Below are 17008 nucleotides of genomic sequence, written 5' to 3'. Positions count from 1 at the left end.
ATGACAAAGAATGCAAAAATTGTTTTTATTCTTCTGGCATCCGCTGTGCTGATCGCGGCTGCACCGCTGTTTATCTTAAGGGGCGCGCAGTTCGGGGGCTCGGACGATGCGGGAAGTGTGATGATTGAAGATATAGAAGGGGAGTATACCCCCTGGTTCACGCCTGTTCTTGAGACTGCTCTTGACGGAGAGGTGCCGGGAGAGGTGGAGAGTCTGATCTTCTGTATCCAGACAGGGATCGGAGCAGGTGTAATCGCGTTTTTTATGGGACGTTTTGTAGAACGGAGGAAGTGGCAGAAAGCAACCGGAATGGAGAATGCAGATGACAGGAAAGGAGACAAATGATTGTCATTGATAAACTCTGTTATCAGTCGGGTCTCAGATATGTAAATGCGTCGGAGAAGTTTTTGTATGCCGTACTGACTCTGGCGATGTGCATTATCAGCCGTTCTATTCTGACGGCAGCAGCAGTGTTTTCCGTGAATGTGTTTCTGACTGTGACAAAGGGAGGGACACCTTTTGGCAGGTATTTAAAGCTTCTTCTGGTCCCTGCAGCCTTTCTCCTGATGAGTACCGCGGTACTGGTGATAAATATATCCGGGACTCCGCTGGATGCATTTGCGGTTCCGCTCGGGAAATGCTACCTTACAGGAAGCGTTTCCTCCGTAAAGGAGGGGCTGACACTCTGTGGGAAGGCGTTTGGCGCAGTGTCCTGCCTGTATTTTCTCTCGCTGACCACGGTTATGACAGATATTCTGGGAGTGATGAAAAAACTGCATGTCCCCGGCCTGGTCATTGAGCTTATGATGCTTATCTACCGGTTCATATTCCTTCTGATGGAGACGGCGTCGGCAATCACTGTCTCACAGAATTCGCGGCTTGGGAACAAGGATTATCGGACAAGAATTCGTTCTTTCGGAAGTATGGGCAGTGCCCTCCTCGTGCGTTCCATAAAGAGATCCTCTGTCCTGTATAACGCCATGGAGGCGAGATGTTATGACGGGGAGATCAGAGTGCTTTCAGAGGAGCGCCCGGCAAAGTGGAAGGAGATTCTCTGTATCGCGGGGTATGAATGTATCCTGTTGGGTACGGTAATATGGAGTTGGTTATAGGATATGAAAGAAAAAGACTGGGCGGTGGAGGCGGAGCAGGTCTCCTACACCTATGAGGGAAATGACAAAAAGGCGCTTGACAGTGTCAGTCTGAAGATTGACAGGGGGAGAAAGATCGCGTTTATGGGCGGGAACGGATCAGGAAAGTCCACACTTTTTCTGTGCATGAACGGGATACTGAAACCTCAGAAGGGGAGAATGCTGATCGGGGGAAAACCTGTAGAGTATACAAGAAGAGGACTGCTCGATGTGAGGCGGAAAGTGGGAATCGTCTTCCAGGAACCGGACAATCAGCTCTTTTCGGCAAGTGTATATCAGGAGATTTCCTTCGGGATAATGAACCTCGGCGTGGAGGAAGAACAGGTGAGAAGAGAAGTAGAGCAGGTGATCAGTGAGATGGGAATCACTCCTTTCCGCGACCAGCCTGCCCACGCGTTAAGCGGAGGACAGAAAAAGCTTGTGGCGGTTGCGGACATTCTTGTCATGCACCCGGAAGTGCTGGTTCTGGATGAACCGGCGGCAGCACTGGACCCGAAACACCGGAAACTGGTGCGCTCTATTGTGGAACGCCTGTCGGAAAAGGAAGGTCTGACCATACTTATGGCAACCCATGATGTGGATTACGCTTATGCCTGGGCGGATGAAATTGTGCTCATGCATGAGGGAAAGGTGCTTATGCGGGGGACGCCTGATGAGGTGTGCGGAGATGAAGATGCAATGGAACAGGCAAACCTGGAACTGCCGGCTGTGATGCGTCTGTACCGGAGGCTTCTCAAGGCGGGGATCCTTTCTGCAAAAGGAGACTCGCCGAGGACACTGGAAGATCTGGAGAGGAGGATATCAGAATGAAGAAAGGGATCCTTATGGTGAGTTTCGGGACAACCCACCTGGATACGATGAAAAAGAATATAGAGGAGCTGGAACACTATATCGGGGAAAAGTTCCCGGATTACCAGATTTACCGTGCCTTTACCAGCGGGATGATCCTGCGGAAAATCAAGAGGGAAGAGGGGATCCATATTGATACCGTCGGGGAGGCGCTTGAGCGGATGGCATCAGACGGTGTGCATTGTGCGGTCATCCAGCCTACTCATATCATAAACGGGATTGAAAATGAGAGGATGCTGGAGGAGGTCAGGAAGCAGGAAGTCCGCTTTGAGAGAGTTTGTGTGGGAAAACCCCTGCTGAGCAGCGCGGATGATTATAAAAAGGCCGTACATGCGGTGATGGCAGAGACGAAGCTTGCTCCCGGAGAGGTACTTGCCCTGATGGGCCACGGGACGGATCATTATGCCAATGCATCCTATCCTATGCTGGAATACACTTTCCACACGCTGGGATACGGGGACGTACTCGTGGGAACTGTGGAAAACTTTCCAGATCTGAATAATGTGATGACAAAGCTTCAGATCTGCGGGGCAAAAAAAGTCGCGCTTATGCCCTTTATGCTTGTCTCGGGGGACCATGCGAAAAACGACATGGCTGGAGAAGAAGAATCCTGGAAGAGTGAGATGGAGCGTGCCGGATATGAAGTACGGGTATTTTTAAAAGGCCTAGGAGAATTCAAAGGAATCCGAAGGATTTTTGAGGAGCATATCAGGGAAGCTCTGTGACAGCGGAGGACGGCATGAGAAAAGAAGAGACGGATAATCAGAGACAAACATCCGGCGCTACAGGGAGGAACTATGAGATCGGGCGGACACGTTCGGGACTGAAGATGGGATTTACGACCGGAAGCTGCGCAGCTGCTGCTTCCAAGGCGGCAGCCCTGATGCTGTTTTCGGGAAAAGAGTTTCGGCATGTACGGCTTAAGACTCCAAAGGGCATAGAACTGTATCTGGACGTAGAGGAGATCCGCAGAGAAACCGGTTCTGTCTGCTGCGGGGTGAGAAAGTACAGCGGGGATGACCCGGATGTGACAGACGGGCTGCTCGTGTGTGCACAAGTCAGAAAAGAGGCTGCTGTTCCGGATAATGAGAACAGGATACGGATCAGCGGCGGCCGCGGCATCGGCCGTGTGACCCGTCCGGGCCTTGAACAGGCGGTGGGAGAAGCCGCGGTTAACAAAGTGCCGGCAAGAATGATACGGGAAGCGGTTGGCAAAGTCTGTGCAGCGTACAGGTATACAGGAGGCATCCATGTAACGCTCACCATACCCGAGGGGGAGAGAGTTGCGGAAAAGACATTTAATCCCAGACTGGGGATCGAGGGCGGACTGTCCATTCTGGGTACAACAGGGATTGTGGAGCCGATGAGCGAGAAGGCTCTGACGGACAGTATTTACCTGGAAATGAAGGTGCTGAGGGAAAGCGGGGTCACACGCTGTTTCATAACTCCGGGCAATTACGGGAGCGGGTTCCTTCAGAGGAGGATGGGAATTGATCTTTCCAGGGCAGTCAAGTGCAGCAATTATATCGGGGAAACGATTGATGATGCAAGGTTGTTGGGCATGAGAGGCCTCCTGCTTGTGGGACACGTGGGAAAACTGGTGAAGCTGGCGGCCGGGGTGATGAATACACATTCCAGAAAGGCGGACTGCCGGATGGAAGTGCTGGCGGCGCATGCGGCAATGGCAGGAGCAGACCGGGATACAGTCACAAAGATTATGAACTGCATTAATACAACAGAAGCAATCCGTATTTTAAAAGGAGAAAATATACTGGCGCCGGTCATGGGGACTGTGATGCTGAGAATCGGGAAAGTACTGAAAAGACGCGCGGGAGAAGATATGGCTATAGAGGCGGTTATGTTTTCGGAAGAGGAAGGGATTCTGGGAAAGACAGAAGGAGCGGATGTGTTTCTGGCACAGATTATGGACAGATGAACGGAAGTATAAAACCGGAAAACGGTATTATGACCGGAAATGAAGAGCATGAAGAAAGGGATGGAAAGGATGCGTGGAACATTTACGGGAATCGGAGTGGGGCCGGGAGATCCGGAGCTTTTGACATTCAAGGCGGCAAGGCTGATCCGGAACTGCCATGTGGCGGCGCTGCCGGTAGCAGATCCGAATCTTGCGGAGGCGGTCTTTGATGAGACACCAGAAGACGGCGCATATGGAAAATATCTGGACACATGTACTGCATATCAGATTGCGATTAAGGCTGTTCCGGAGATTCAAAAGAAAGCGAAGCTCTTTCTGCCTATGCCTATGATCAAGGACAAAGAGCAGCTTAAGAAGCTTCACGATGCGGATGTCCTGGCGGCAGAACGGGTGCTGGATGACGGGAAGGACATGGCTTTTCTGACACTGGGAGATCCGACAGTATATTCCACCTGTATGTATGTCCATAAACGGCTTGCCAGGGACGGGTACCCGACAGCGCTTGTACCGGGAATCCCGTCATTCTGCGCGGCGGCCGCGCGGCTTGACATGCCGCTGGCGGAGAACCGTGAGGAAATCCATATTCTGCCGGCTTCCTACGGGATCAGGGAAAGCCTTCGACTCAGCGGAACAAAAATTTTTATGAAGGCGGGGAAAAAGATGCCGGAAGTAAAGAAGATCCTCATGGAGAACAGGGCAGATGTCAGAATGGTGCAGAACTGCGGTATGGAAAACGAGCAGGTATTTCTCAGAGCAGAAGAAATACCGGATGGTGCCGGGTATTACTCTCTGCTTATTGTGAAAGACGAAAAGGAGGGCTGAAGAGATGATTACATTTGTCGGAGCAGGTTCCGGAGCGGAGGATCTGATCACGGTGAGGGGGCAGCAGCTCCTTAAGGAGGCGGATATTGTTATCTATGCCGGCTCCCTGGTGAACCCGGGGCTTCTCTCTCTGTGCAGGAAGGAATGCCAGGTGTACAACAGTGCGGAAATGACGCTGGAGGAAGTGCTGGGCGTGATGATATCCGCGTACCGGGAAGGAAAGCAGATCATACGTCTGCATACAGGGGACCCCTGTCTCTATGGAGCCATCCGGGAGCAGATGGACGCCCTGAAAAAAGAAAATATTCCATATGATATCTGTCCGGGCGTCAGCTCTTTTTGCGGCGCAGCGGCGGCGCTTGGCGCGGAGTATACCCTTCCGGGAATTTCTCAGTCTGTGGTGATCACAAGGATGGCAGGGCGCACTCCGGTGCCGGATCAGGAGTCCATCGCATCTTTTGCCGCCCACCAGGCGACAATGGTAATCTTCCTAAGTACGGGGAGGCTAAGTGAGCTCCCGGCGGAGCTGATCCGCGGCGGCTATCCGGCGGACACTCCGGCCGCTATCGTGTATAAGGCAACCTGGCCGGAAGAGAAGACGCTGCGCTGTACAGTAGGGACATTGCAGGAAACCGCCCGCAGAGAGGGCATCACAAAGACGGCGCTGATTGTGGTGGGGCGGATCCTGGGAGATGGGTACGGACGTTCAAAGCTCTATGACCCGTCCTTTACAACAGAGTTCCGCAGAGCATCAGAACCGGAAATGCAGGGAGGAAAAGAAACAGACGCTGCACAGGAAAGGAGCTGCAATGAGTAAGATTTATGTGACCGGACTGGGGCCAGGGGCAAAGGATCAGATGACTATACGCGCAAAAAATGTACTGGAGCACTGTCCGGTGATCATCGGATATACGGTGTACACTGACCTGATCAGGGACCAGTTTCCGGAGAAGGAATATCTGAGTACCCCCATGCGCAGAGAGGCTGACCGGTGCAGGATGGCTTTTGAGGAAGCACTGAAAGGCCGGGACGTAGCAATGGTGTGCAGCGGCGATGCGGGAGTCTACGGCATGGCCGGCCTGATCTGTGAGATCGGGAAGAACTATCCGCAGGTGGAGATCGAGATTGTGCCTGGGATCACTGCGGCGACCGGAGGCGCTGCCGTTCTGGGGGCACCGCTTATGCATGATTTTGCGGTGATCAGCTTAAGCGATCTGCTGACGCCCTGGGAGACGATTGAAAAGCGCCTTCGGGCAGCGGCGGAGGCGGACTATGTGATCTGTCTTTATAATCCGTCCAGCCGGAAACGTTCGGATTATCTTAAAAAGGCATGCACCATACTGCTGGATTCAAAGAAGCCGGAGACAGTTTGCGGCATTGTCCGCAACATCGGAAGAGAGGGAGAGGCATGCCGGATCCTCACGCTGGAACATTTAAAAGAAATACAGGCGGACATGTACTCCACAGTATTTGTCGGGAATTCAAAAACGATGGAATTAAACGGACGCATGGTTACGCCAAGAGGATATAAAGATGTGTGAAAACAGACAGAAGATTTTCCTTGTGGGAACAGGTATGGGCACAGAGGAGACAATGACAGGACAGGCTGCGGCCGCGATTTGCGGCGCGGACTGCCTGATCGGAGCGGGAAGGATGCTGGAAACGGTCCGGAAGATGGAGTCGGTGGAAGGAAGACCTGTATTTGCGGAATACCGGAGCAGGGAAATCCTTTCGTATATACGCTCCCACCCGGAATATGAAAAAATAGCGGTGCTTTTCTCCGGAGATACAGGATTTTACAGCGGGGCAAAAGAACTGGCGGAACTGCTGCAAAAGGAAATGCCGGAATGCGGGGTGCAGATGGTGCCCGGGATTGCCTCCGTTATATACCTGGCGGCGCGGCTTGGTACTTCCTGGGAGGATGCTGCGCTTGTAAGCCTGCACGGGAAAGAGGAATATTTTATACAGACGGTCAGCCGGAACCGGAAGACTTTTCTGCTTCTGGGCGGGAGAGACACGGGAAAACGGGTGCTGGCGAGGCTGAAAGAATACGGGATGGATGAAGTCGTTCTCCATGTGGGCACACGGCTTTCCTATCCGGATGAGAGGATCCATTCCGGCAGAGCTGAAGAATTTGGAGACACAGATCTGGACGGGCTGAGCGTAGTCCTTGCGGAAAACCCTTTCCCGAACCTGTCCGCCTGCTGTCATATGCCGGATGAGGAGTTTATCCGGGGAAATGTGCCCATGACAAAAGAGGAGGTAAGGGCGGTCAGCATCGCTGCGCTCGGACTTACAGAGAACGCGGTAGTCTATGATATCGGCGCCGGCACAGGTTCTGTGTCTGTGGAAGCGGCGCGTTCAGGTGATGGAATCCGGGTTTACGCAGTTGAGAAAAACCCGGAGGCTGTTTCGCTGATCTGTGAGAATAGAAAGAAATTCTGTACAGATGGAATTTGCGTGGTAAGAGGAGAGGCACCGGAGGCACTTGAAGGTTTGGAAGCTCCGACTCATGTGTTTATCGGAGGAAGTTCGGGAAATTTAAAAGTAATCCTTCAAACTATACTTGAACGTTCGCCGGAGGCCAGAATTGTCATCAATGCGATCTCGCTGGAGACAGTGAGGGAGGTAATTGAGGCGGCAGAAGAAGGACTTTTGAGAGATGCCCGGATTACTCAGATTACGGCATCAAGGGCGCGCAGGCTGGGAGGATATCATCTGATGACCGGACAGAACCCGGTATACATTATCTCTGCGGGAGGAAGGAGGAGAGTCTGATGTATGTTCCAGGACTGCTCATTGCCGCACCTTCAAGCGGCAGCGGAAAGACATCGGCGGCCTGCGCGCTTATGGCTGCTTTCACGGAAAGGGGACTGACTGTCAGGGCGTGTAAGTGCGGACCGGATTATATTGATCCTATGTTTCACAGGGAAGTACTGGGAGTAGACTCCCGGAACCTGGACTTGTTTTTCTCTTCCGCAGATGCGCTTAAGGAGGAATACAAAAGACATGTATCAGGAGCGGATCTTGTTCTGACAGAGGGGGTTATGGGGTACTATGACGGAATGAACACGGATACGGATGCAGCCAGCTCCTATGATGTGTCCCGGACGCTGGAACTTCCGGTGATTCTTGTACTGTCGGGCCGGGGAGCGTCACTCTCCCTTGCGGCAGTGGCGAAGGGAATGGCACAGTACCGTCCGGACAGCCGGATTCGCGGGATCCTTTTAAACCGGGTATCCGGAATGCTCTATCCGAGGCTTAAATCGATGCTGGAGAGAGAACTTAAGAAGACAGGCTGCGAGATCCCGGTTGTCGGCTATATGCCGGAGGACGAGGCATTTTCTTTTAAGAGCCGTCATCTGGGACTGGTTACACCCCGGGAGACGGAAGGGCTGAAAAGAAAGACCCGCCGGGCGGGAGAGATTCTTTCCCGCACAGCAGATCTGGATCTTATTTACAAAATTGCGGAAGAAGGGGCGGTGCAGTGCGCTGAAGCAAGGAAAGATGCAGAGGAAAAAGAAACGGCTTTACTGAAAAGGAACCTGAGGATCGGCATTGCCAGAGACAGAGCGTTTTGTTTTTACTATACCGGGAATATAGAACTGTTAGAAAAACAAGGATGCAGGCTGATCCCGTTCAGCCCGCTTTCAGACAGAGAACTTCCGGGCGATCTGGACGGGCTGATTCTCGGCGGAGGCTACCCGGAGCTTTATGCCCGGGAATTGTCAGAGAATTTAAGTATGCTGAAATCCGTCCGCAAAGCACTTCGCCGGGGAATGCCATGCATTGCCGAGTGTGGGGGATTTATGTATCTCCATGAAAAAATGGAGGATGAAAATGGCCGGGAATATTCCATGACAGCCGTCCTTCCGGGAAAAACATTCCCTGCAGGCAAACTGGTCCGCTTCGGTTATATCTGTATTTCAAGCGCAGACAGGGAAAAATCAGGTGCAGCAGGATACATAAAGCCTGGAGAGATGATCCGCGGACATGAGTTTCATTACTGGGACAGCACGGACAACGGACGGACCTGCCGGGCAGTGAAGCCGGATGGCCGCAGAAGCTGGGACTGTATTTGTGCCCAGGGAAACCTTTTTGCCGGATATCCCCACCTGTATATGCCCTCTCTGCCGGAGTTTGCCAAGCGGTTTGCAGAAAGATGTGAAGAATGGAAAAAGAGGAGGAAAAAGGATGGAAGGGATGAATCTGAAAGATGAGCTGGAGAAGATCCGGCCTTCAGACCAAAGGAGTATGGAAGAGACGAGAAAGCACTGGAAAACGGTGGGAAAACCACTGTTTAGCCTGGGAAAACTGGAGGAGGCAGTAATCCGTATTGCGGGAATGAAAGGAACATCCTCATATATGCTGAAGAAAAAGGCGCTTTTGATTATGTGCGCGGACAACGGAGTTGTGGAGGAAGGCGTGACTCAGACCGGGCAGGAGGTGACGGCTGTTGTAACAGAAAATTTCACACGTAAAGCAGCAAGCGTTACTCTGATGGCAGAAGTGGCAGGAGTGGACGTATTCCCTGTTGATATCGGCGTTGCAAGGGATGTAGACCATGTGACACAAGCAAAATATAAGGTGGCCTGCGGCACAAGGAATATGACGCGGGAGCCTGCTATGACCCGCAGGGAGGCAGAACGGGCTGTTCTTATCGGAATCCGCCTTGTCGGGGAACTGTTGGAGAAAGGGTATGATATTATTGCCACCGGAGAGATGGGCATCGGGAATACGACTACAAGCAGTGCGGTTGTCTCTGTACTTCTCGAACGCGACCCTGCGGAAGTGACCGGAAGAGGCGCCGGACTCAGCACGGAAGGGCTTGAGAGGAAAATAGACGCCATACGAAAAGCTGTGCGGCTCAATGCTCCGGATGCGGAAGACGCTTTGGACGTACTGGCAAAAGTCGGCGGCCTGGATATCGCCGGACTTGCCGGAGTTTTTCTCGGAGGCGCAATTTTTCACATTCCGGTAGTGATCGACGGATTTATTTCTTCTGCTGCAGCCCTCTGTGCGGCGCGTATCTGCCCGGATGCCGTGGATTACATGCTGCCCTCCCACCGCTCCAATGAGCCGGCCGGAGGAATGGTTCTGGAGGCGCTGGGCCTATCTGCGTTTATAGACTGCGGAATGTCTCTGGGAGAGGGCAGCGGGGCGGTGGCTGTAATTCCGCTCCTGGAGATGGGAGTGGAAGTCTATAACCGGATGGGAACATTTGACGAGGTCAATATAGAGCAGTATCAAGAACTGAAATAAAAGTAAAGGCTGAAATAAAAGTAAAGGCTGAAATGGAGAGAGGCAGTATGTATTTGTTTGGTTCCCTGGCAGTGGCGCTGGCTCTGTATTCAAAAATTCCGGTTCCGATTGTCGACTGGAACGAAAAAAATATGAAGTATGCGATCTGTTTTTTCCCGGTTGTCGGTGTGGTAACAGGAATAGTGGAATACGCTGCGGGATATGTTCTTCTGATGTGGACGGACTGTGAAAATCTGTTCTTTGCAGCGGTTATGACGCTGATTCCGATTCTGGTGACGGGGGGAATCCACATGGACGGCTTTGCAGACACGGTGGATGCCTTAAGCTCCTGCGGTGACAGGCAGAAAAAACTCGAGATACTCAAAGATCCCCATACAGGCGCCTTTGCCATTATCTGGCTGTGCGCATACTATCTGATGAACGCGGCCCTTTGGGGAGAAGCGGACATTTCCGTTCTCCCGGCGGCCGCACTGATATTTCCGATATCAAGAGCGTTGAGCGGGATTTCCATAGTGAGCTTTCGGGCTGCAAAGAGCAGCGGACTTCTGCGTACGTTTCAGAATGGTGCGCAAAAAAGACGGACGCGCATTGTCCTGATTATCTGGGCGGCAGCAGGCGCGGCGGCGATGATTATGCTCTGTCCGGCACCGGGTATCCTGGCTCTCACGGCGGCGCTCCTTGTGTTCTGGCATTATTACAAGCTGAGCAAAAAGCAGTTTGGCGGAACAACGGGAGATCTGGCGGGATATTTCCTGCAGGTGTGTGAGCTTTCCATGCTTGCGGTTCTTGTTCTGACAGACGGCTGCCTGTGGAGGTGAAGAATATGCTGATGTCACTTGCGGCCTGCGGGGCAGGCCTGGTACTGGATTTGATTTTCGGGGATCCGGCCTGGCTGTATCATCCGGTACGGCTGATGGGGAAATGGATCTCGTGGGCGGAGAAAAAGCTTAGAAAAATATGCGGTTCTCACCTGACCGCTGCAGGAGCAGTGCTATGGATGCTGACGGCGGCTCCGGCATTTCTGATTCCTTTTGTTCTGCTCTTTCTCACAGGGCGTATTGATCCGTATCTTAAGTTCGTTCTGGAGACTTTCTGGTGTTTTCAGATTCTGGCAGCCAGGAGCCTGTCATATGAGAGCAGGAAGGTATACATGAAACTAAAGGAAAGTGATCTTCCCGGAGCCAGAAGGGCTGTTTCCATGATCGTGGGAAGAGATACGGAAAATCTGACGGAAGAAGGAGTTGCAAAGGCGGCGGTAGAGACGGTAGCGGAGAATACATCTGATGGAGTGACGGCACCGCTGATTTTCCTGCTGATTGGCGGCGCACCGCTGGGATTTCTGTATAAGGCAGTAAATACGATGGATTCCATGCTTGGGTATAAAAATGAAAGATATCTGTATTTTGGAAAGATTCCCGCAAAGATGGATGATCTGTTTAATTATATACCTGCCCGTCTTACGGCGGTCATTATGACGGCAGCTGCATTCATCACAGGGCTTGACGGAAAGAATGCATGGAAAATCTGCCGCAGGGACCGCAGGAAACATGCAAGCCCCAACTCGGCACATACAGAGTCGGTATGTGCGGGCGCGCTGGGCGTACAGCTTGCCGGCGATGCGTTATATTCCGGAAAGGTGTATAAAAAAGAATTTATCGGGGATGCCCGCAGAAGGATTGAACCCGAGGATATCTTAAGAGCAGGGAGGCTGATGTATGCTACAGAGTTTTTAACCTTCCTTCTGTGCGGGGGATTGATATTTGTGCTGCTTTTGTCTGTGTGATGCGAAAATGTGACGAAAAACAGGGACGAAAAGGAGAAGAACATGGGATACGGACACGGAGGAGATATTTATACATATAAAGACATGCTTGATTTTTCAGTTAATGTCAATCCGCTCGGACCATCGCAGGCCGTGCTTGAGGCGGCAAAGCGCGGAGTCGATAAATGCTTTGCCTATCCTGACAGCCGGTGCGGGACCTTAAGAAAAGCTTTGTCGGAGAAACTGGGGATTCCACCGGAATTTATCCTGCCGGGAAACGGAGCGGCCGATCTGTTCTTTACCCTTGCAGCGGCAGAAAAACCGAAGCGTGCGCTGATTCCGGTTCCGGCTTTTTCAGAGTACGTCCGGGCGCTTAGCATGGTAAATTGCGAGGTTCGTTATTACCAGATGGAAGCGAAGGAAAACTTCCGGCTGACAGAGCGCTTCCTTGAGGAGCTGACAGAGGATATAGATATGGTGTTTCTTTGCTCTCCCTCAAACCCGGCTGGTCAGTTGATTCCGGAGGAACTTCTGTTAAGTATCATCCGACAGTGCGGGAAGAAAAATATCCGGCTTGTTCTGGATGAATGCTTTATCGAATTTGCAGATCAGGAGAAAGTGGTTTATGCGGAAAAAGAGGTGCAGGAATTTCCATGGCTTTTTGTAGTAAGAGCGTTTACTAAGATGCATGCCATTCCGGGACTGCGTCTGGGATATGCGGTTACGTCGGACATAGAGCTGATCCGGCGGCTGTGCAGAGCATGCCAGCCCTGGAACGTATCCATTCCGGCCCAGGAAGCGGGGATTGCCGCTCTTTCAGAAGCAGAAGAATATAAAGCGGAGAATACGAGGGAAGTGATCAGGATCGAGCGGATGTGGCTGGAAGAGAAGTTAAAGCGGATGGAAATTCGAGCAATTCCATCGGAAGCAAACTATATCTTAATGTACAGCAGGACAGATCTGGCAGAAGGGCTGAAGGAAAAGAATATTCTGATTCGTGACTGCGAAAATTACCGTGGATTGGGAAAAGGGTGGTACCGGATTGCGGTAAGGCTCCACAGAGAGAACCGGCTGCTGGTAGAAGCTTTGGAGCAGATCTTTGAGAGGAGGACAGAGTGATGGCAAAATCAATTATGATACAGGGTACGATGTCCAATGTAGGGAAAAGCATTCTTACAGGAGGACTGTGCCGCGTGCTTTGCCAGAACGGGATAAAGGCGGCGCCCTTTAAATCCCAGAATATGGCGCTGAACTCTTATATTACCCGGGAAGGATTAGAGATGGGGCGCGCGCAGGTCATGCAGGCGGAAGCTGCCGGGATTGAGCCGGAAGTGTGCATGAATCCTATTTTGTTAAAACCTACTAATGACATGGGCTCCCAGGTGATTGTGAACGGAAAGCCGGAAGGCGTGATGTCTGCCGCGGAATATTACCGCCGTAAGAAGGAGTATATTCCCGCAGTTATGGAAGCATACGAAAAACTTTCCGCAAGATACGATGTGATTGTGATTGAAGGAGCCGGAAGTCCGGCCGAGATTAATCTGAAACAGGACGATATCGTAAATATGGGAATGGCGAAGATGGCGGACGCGCCAGTACTCCTTGCAGGGGACATTGACAGGGGCGGGGTATTCGCTCAGATTGCAGGAACTGTCATGCTCCTGGACGAAACAGAGCGGCGGCGGATCAAAGGAACTATTATCAATAAATTCCGCGGAGATATTTCAATTTTAAGGCCGGGTCTTTCTATGCTGGAAGAGCGGACGGGGATTCCTGTTCTTGGGGTTGTGCCTTATTTTTATCTGGACATTGATGAGGAGGATAGTCTGACCGACCGGTTCCGAAAAAAAAGTATTGCCGGACTTGTAGATATCGCGGTGATCAGACTTCCGAGAATTTCCAATTTTACAGATTTCGCACCGCTTGAGTCCCTGGAAGAGGTATCGGTCAGATATATCACTTCCACAGACGAATTTGGTGAACCGGACGCAGTGATTTTGCCGGGAAGCAAGAATACAATTCAGGATCTGCTCTGGATGAGGCAGAACGGATTTGAGGCAAAACTTCTTCGTTTTGCGGATAGCGGCGGTCTCGTCTTCGGCATCTGCGGAGGATACCAGATGCTGGGGCAAGAAATATCAGATCCTGGCGGGACGGAACAGAAAGGCACAGTGAAGGGGCTGGGGCTTCTTCCCGTGCGCACGGTGTTTTGTCCGGAAAAGAGAAGGACACGAGTGGAAGGAAACTTTCTTTTCCCGGAGGGAATGCTTAAAGATATGGCGGGTGTTCCGTTTTATGGATATGAGATTCATATGGGAAAAAGCGTCCTTGAAGAGGACGCACGGCCGCTGACACTGATTCAGGAGGAAGGGGCTGGAGGAAACGGCGGCGCATATCCTGACGGGTCCTTCCAGGGGAATGTGTACGGATGCTATGTCCACGGAATTTTTGACGCACCCGAGACGGCGGAAGGTTTTCTGGCAGCACTGCTGAAAAAGAAAGGGTATGCTGCGTCCGGGATCCGTGCGAGAGATTGGAAGGCATATAAAGAAGAACAGTATGACAGGCTGGCTGATATTATCCGCCGGAGCATGGATATGAAAACCATCTGCGAAATTATAGAGAAAGGAAATGATGCACCATGCAGTCTGTAATCCGTATCGGGAGCAGAGAGAGCGTTCTTGCGGTAAAGCAGGCACAGATCGTAAAAGAACTGATCGAAAAGGAAACGCCGGGAATCCGGGCGGAGATCATCACAATGAAGACGGCCGGAGACAGAATCCTGGATAAAAGCCTGGAGAAAATCGGCGGAAAAGGGCTGTTTGTAAAAGAACTGGACCGTGCGCTTATGGAAGAAAAGATTGACATTGCCGTGCACAGCCTGAAGGATATGCCGATGGAGGAGAGAGAAGATATTCCTATTCTGGCGTACAGCAGGAGGGAAGACCCAAGGGATGTGCTCCTTATAAGGAACGGGGATGACATACTTCCGCCGGCCCCGGTAATCGGCACTTCCAGCCGCAGACGTATGCTCCAGATGAAACAACTGTATCCGGACTGTATTTTCCGAAGCATCCGTGGAAACGTGCAGACACGTTTAAGGAAACTAAAGACAGAAGGGTACGACGCAACACTGCTGGCGGCTGCCGGTTTAAAACGGCTGGACATGGCGAGGGAGATTTGTATGTATTTTTCTGTGGAGGAGATGATTCCCGCTGCCGGGCAGGGCATCCTTGCCGTCCAGGGAAGAAAAGGCGAGAACCGGGGGTGGATAAAACGGCTGGACTGTCCTGAAAGCCGTGCGGCGGCCCTGGCGGAGCGGCAGTTTATCCGGGCAGTGGACGGAGGATGTACATCGCCGTGCGCCGCCCATGCCAGGATAGAGGGAAATGAGCTGAAACTTTCAGGACTTTATTACGACGAAAAGACAAAGCAGCATGTGACGGGAGTGCTGTGTGGGGACATAACCAGGGCAGCTTATGTCGGAGAGAAACTGGCGCAGGAGCTGAGGCAGAGCATTTAAGAGAAATTTCAGAGAGGAAGACAGAGAATATGCAGAAAGAAAAGAAAGGAAAAGTATGGCTTGCCGGAGCAGGACCGGGGGATGCGGGGCTTTTGACGCTTAAGACGGCGCGCCTGATAGAGCAGGCGGATGTAATCGTGTATGATGCCTTGGTCAGCGCTGAAATTTTAAGCATGATTCCGGAGACAACAGAAGGAATCTACGTTGGAAAGCGTGCAGGAAACCATCCGGTGCCTCAGGAGGAGATCAACAGAATTCTTATGCGTGAGGCGAAAAAAGGGAAATCTGTTCTCCGCCTGAAGGGAGGAGACCCTTTTGTATTCGGAAGAGGCGGGGAGGAACTGGAACTGCTTATCAAGGAAGGCATCGCCTTTGAGATTGTGCCCGGAGTAACTTCCGCCGCAGCGGTTCCGGCCTATGCGGGAATCCCTGTGACCCACCGGGATTATGCATCTTCGTTTCATGTGATTACAGGTCATGCAAGAATGGGAGGGGAAGTCGATCTGGATTTTCACTCTCTGGTCGGGTTAAACGGTACGCTTGTCTTTCTGATGGCGCTTTCCTCTATGGAATTTATACTAAACGGACTGACAGAAGCCGGAATGGATCCTGATATGCCTGCCGCCGTGCTGGAAAACGGGACATGCGCCGGACAGAGGAGTGTGACGGCGACAGTGAGTACATTGAAGGAAATGTCCGAGCGGGAAGGAATATGTCCTCCGGCTGTAATTATAGTGGGAAAGGTATGCGCCCTGTCCTCGCAGATGCATTGGGCAGAAGACCGTGTGTTAGGCGGAAGGCAGTTTCTGGTCACGAGGCCCAGACAAAGCGGATCGGCTCTTGGAGCCTGCCTGCGGGATTTGGGAGCGCAGGTTATTGAGGCGCCGACGATCCGCACGGAGCCGGTATGTCCGGAGAAAAGACTGAGACAGGCGCTGGAAATGTTCGGAACACATACAGATCAGGAATGGCTGGTTTTTACCAGTCCTGCCGGTGTAGAAATATTTTTTGATCAGCTTATGGAAATGGGAACAGATCTGAGAGGTCTTTTTGTCAGGGATGCGGATGTGCGCATAGCATCCATCGGTTCAGGGACGGCATCAGCTTTAAAAAAGCACGGGCTGCTTCCGGATCTTATACCCAGGGAGTACAGTGCGGCTGCGCTGGGAGAGGCGCTCTCGGGGGAAGCAAAAAAGGGAAGCCATATCACTGTCATGCGGGCGGAAAAAGGAGCGCCGGAGCTTCTTTTCCCCTTGATTTCAGCCGGCCTGGACGTGGAAGATATTCCGCTTTACAGAACCGTTTATGAAACGCATCCATTTCTGGAGGAAAAAGTCCGGGATATGCTCTGGCAGGGAAAAATCGACGCTGTGACATTTACGAGTGCTTCAACAGTGCTGGGATTTACAAAGGCATGGGAGGATGTGGATTATACAAAGATACAAGCTGTCTGTATCGGGGAGCAAACGGCAGAGAAGGCGGCAGAGTACGGCATGCAGATCTGTGTTTCAGAGCAGGCTTCCACGGAGTCGATGGTAAAAAAGATCGTGGAACTGTATGGGAGAGATACTTTAAACCTGAATTATTCATGATAATTCACTTCACTGCGGTCAATGCTGCATAGTTGCTGATATTTTTGATATTTCCTACTTTCACTTAACAGATGAAGAAATTTTTATAGAAAAAGAACTTCAGCTTTGTTA

17 protein-coding genes are annotated in these 17008 nt (G+C 51.8%); all 17 read left to right on the top strand.

Features of this window, described 5'->3' with window-relative positions:
* The 17 genes from LKD70_RS08580 to cobA are packed head-to-tail and all read left to right on the top strand — an operon-like array spanning nt 1 to nt 16897.
* The gene (locus LKD70_RS08580; RefSeq protein ID WP_227707612.1) at nt 1-345 is read left to right on the top strand and encodes an energy-coupling factor ABC transporter substrate-binding protein; all 345 of its coding nucleotides are present in this window, start codon (nt 1-3) and stop codon (nt 343-345) included.
* Nucleotides 342-1112, top strand: coding sequence for a cobalt ECF transporter T component CbiQ (gene cbiQ, locus LKD70_RS08575; RefSeq protein ID WP_227707611.1), 771 nt, complete (start codon nt 342-344; stop codon nt 1110-1112). The genes LKD70_RS08580 and cbiQ overlap by 4 nt, the downstream gene beginning before the upstream one ends.
* Nucleotides 1113-1115: 3 nt before the next feature.
* The gene (locus tag LKD70_RS08570; RefSeq protein ID WP_227707610.1) at nt 1116-1961 is read left to right on the top strand and encodes an energy-coupling factor ABC transporter ATP-binding protein; all 846 of its coding nucleotides are present in this window, start codon (nt 1116-1118) and stop codon (nt 1959-1961) included.
* On the top strand, nt 1958-2725 hold the full coding sequence (locus LKD70_RS08565) for a sirohydrochlorin cobaltochelatase (protein ID WP_227707609.1): 768 nt from the start codon (nt 1958-1960) through the stop codon (nt 2723-2725). Before LKD70_RS08570 ends, LKD70_RS08565 begins: the two co-directional genes overlap by 4 nt.
* A gap of 14 nt (nt 2726-2739) precedes the next feature.
* Complete coding sequence (gene cbiD, locus LKD70_RS08560; protein ID WP_227707608.1) at nt 2740-3936, top strand: cobalt-precorrin-5B (C(1))-methyltransferase CbiD; 1197 nt, start codon at nt 2740-2742, stop codon at nt 3934-3936.
* A gap of 48 nt (nt 3937-3984) precedes the next feature.
* Nucleotides 3985-4758, top strand: a complete 774-nt coding sequence (locus tag LKD70_RS08555) for a precorrin-2 C(20)-methyltransferase (protein ID WP_407690935.1) — start codon at nt 3985-3987, stop codon at nt 4756-4758.
* 4 nt (nt 4759-4762) lie between these two features.
* Nucleotides 4763-5575, top strand: a complete 813-nt coding sequence (gene cobM, locus LKD70_RS08550) for a precorrin-4 C(11)-methyltransferase (protein ID WP_227707607.1) — start codon at nt 4763-4765, stop codon at nt 5573-5575.
* On the top strand, nt 5568-6299 hold the full coding sequence (gene cobJ / locus LKD70_RS08545) for a precorrin-3B C(17)-methyltransferase (protein ID WP_227707606.1): 732 nt from the start codon (nt 5568-5570) through the stop codon (nt 6297-6299). Before cobM ends, cobJ begins: the two co-directional genes overlap by 8 nt.
* Nucleotides 6292-7536 carry a precorrin-6y C5,15-methyltransferase (decarboxylating) subunit CbiE gene (gene cbiE / locus LKD70_RS08540; protein WP_227707605.1) on the top strand — a complete coding sequence of 415 codons (1245 nt, stop codon included), beginning with the start codon at nt 6292-6294 and terminating at the stop codon, nt 7534-7536. The genes cobJ and cbiE overlap by 8 nt, the downstream gene beginning before the upstream one ends.
* Complete coding sequence (locus LKD70_RS08535) at nt 7536-8978, top strand: cobyrinate a,c-diamide synthase (RefSeq protein ID WP_227707604.1); 1443 nt, start codon at nt 7536-7538, stop codon at nt 8976-8978. Before cbiE ends, LKD70_RS08535 begins: the two co-directional genes overlap by 1 nt.
* The gene (gene cobT / locus LKD70_RS08530; protein ID WP_227707686.1) at nt 8962-10020 is read left to right on the top strand and encodes a nicotinate-nucleotide--dimethylbenzimidazole phosphoribosyltransferase; all 1059 of its coding nucleotides are present in this window, start codon (nt 8962-8964) and stop codon (nt 10018-10020) included. The genes LKD70_RS08535 and cobT overlap by 17 nt, the downstream gene beginning before the upstream one ends.
* A gap of 47 nt (nt 10021-10067) precedes the next feature.
* The gene (gene cobS / locus LKD70_RS08525) at nt 10068-10838 is read left to right on the top strand and encodes an adenosylcobinamide-GDP ribazoletransferase (RefSeq protein WP_227707603.1); all 771 of its coding nucleotides are present in this window, start codon (nt 10068-10070) and stop codon (nt 10836-10838) included.
* 5 nt (nt 10839-10843) lie between these two features.
* The gene (gene cbiB / locus LKD70_RS08520) at nt 10844-11803 is read left to right on the top strand and encodes an adenosylcobinamide-phosphate synthase CbiB (protein WP_456115012.1); all 960 of its coding nucleotides are present in this window, start codon (nt 10844-10846) and stop codon (nt 11801-11803) included.
* A 42-nt stretch (nt 11804-11845) separates the two neighbouring features.
* Complete coding sequence (locus LKD70_RS08515) at nt 11846-12901, top strand: pyridoxal phosphate-dependent aminotransferase (protein WP_227707602.1); 1056 nt, start codon at nt 11846-11848, stop codon at nt 12899-12901.
* The gene (locus LKD70_RS08510) at nt 12901-14436 is read left to right on the top strand and encodes a cobyric acid synthase (protein WP_227707601.1); all 1536 of its coding nucleotides are present in this window, start codon (nt 12901-12903) and stop codon (nt 14434-14436) included. Before LKD70_RS08515 ends, LKD70_RS08510 begins: the two co-directional genes overlap by 1 nt.
* On the top strand, nt 14424-15305 hold the full coding sequence (hemC, locus tag LKD70_RS08505) for a hydroxymethylbilane synthase (RefSeq protein ID WP_227707600.1): 882 nt from the start codon (nt 14424-14426) through the stop codon (nt 15303-15305). The genes LKD70_RS08510 and hemC overlap by 13 nt, the downstream gene beginning before the upstream one ends.
* Nucleotides 15306-15334: 29 nt before the next feature.
* Nucleotides 15335-16897 (top strand): uroporphyrinogen-III C-methyltransferase, encoded by a 1563-nt coding sequence (gene cobA, locus LKD70_RS08500; protein ID WP_227707599.1) that lies wholly within the window; start codon nt 15335-15337, stop codon nt 16895-16897.
* Nucleotides 16898-17008 lie beyond the last annotated feature (111 nt).

The organism is Ruminococcus turbiniformis, assembly GCF_020687545.1.
In the GTDB taxonomy this organism is placed as follows: domain Bacteria; phylum Bacillota; class Clostridia; order Lachnospirales; family Lachnospiraceae; genus Mediterraneibacter; species Mediterraneibacter turbiniformis.
The sequence above is the reverse complement of the archived record's forward strand: the minus strand, read 5'-3'. Positions and strand labels throughout refer to the sequence as shown.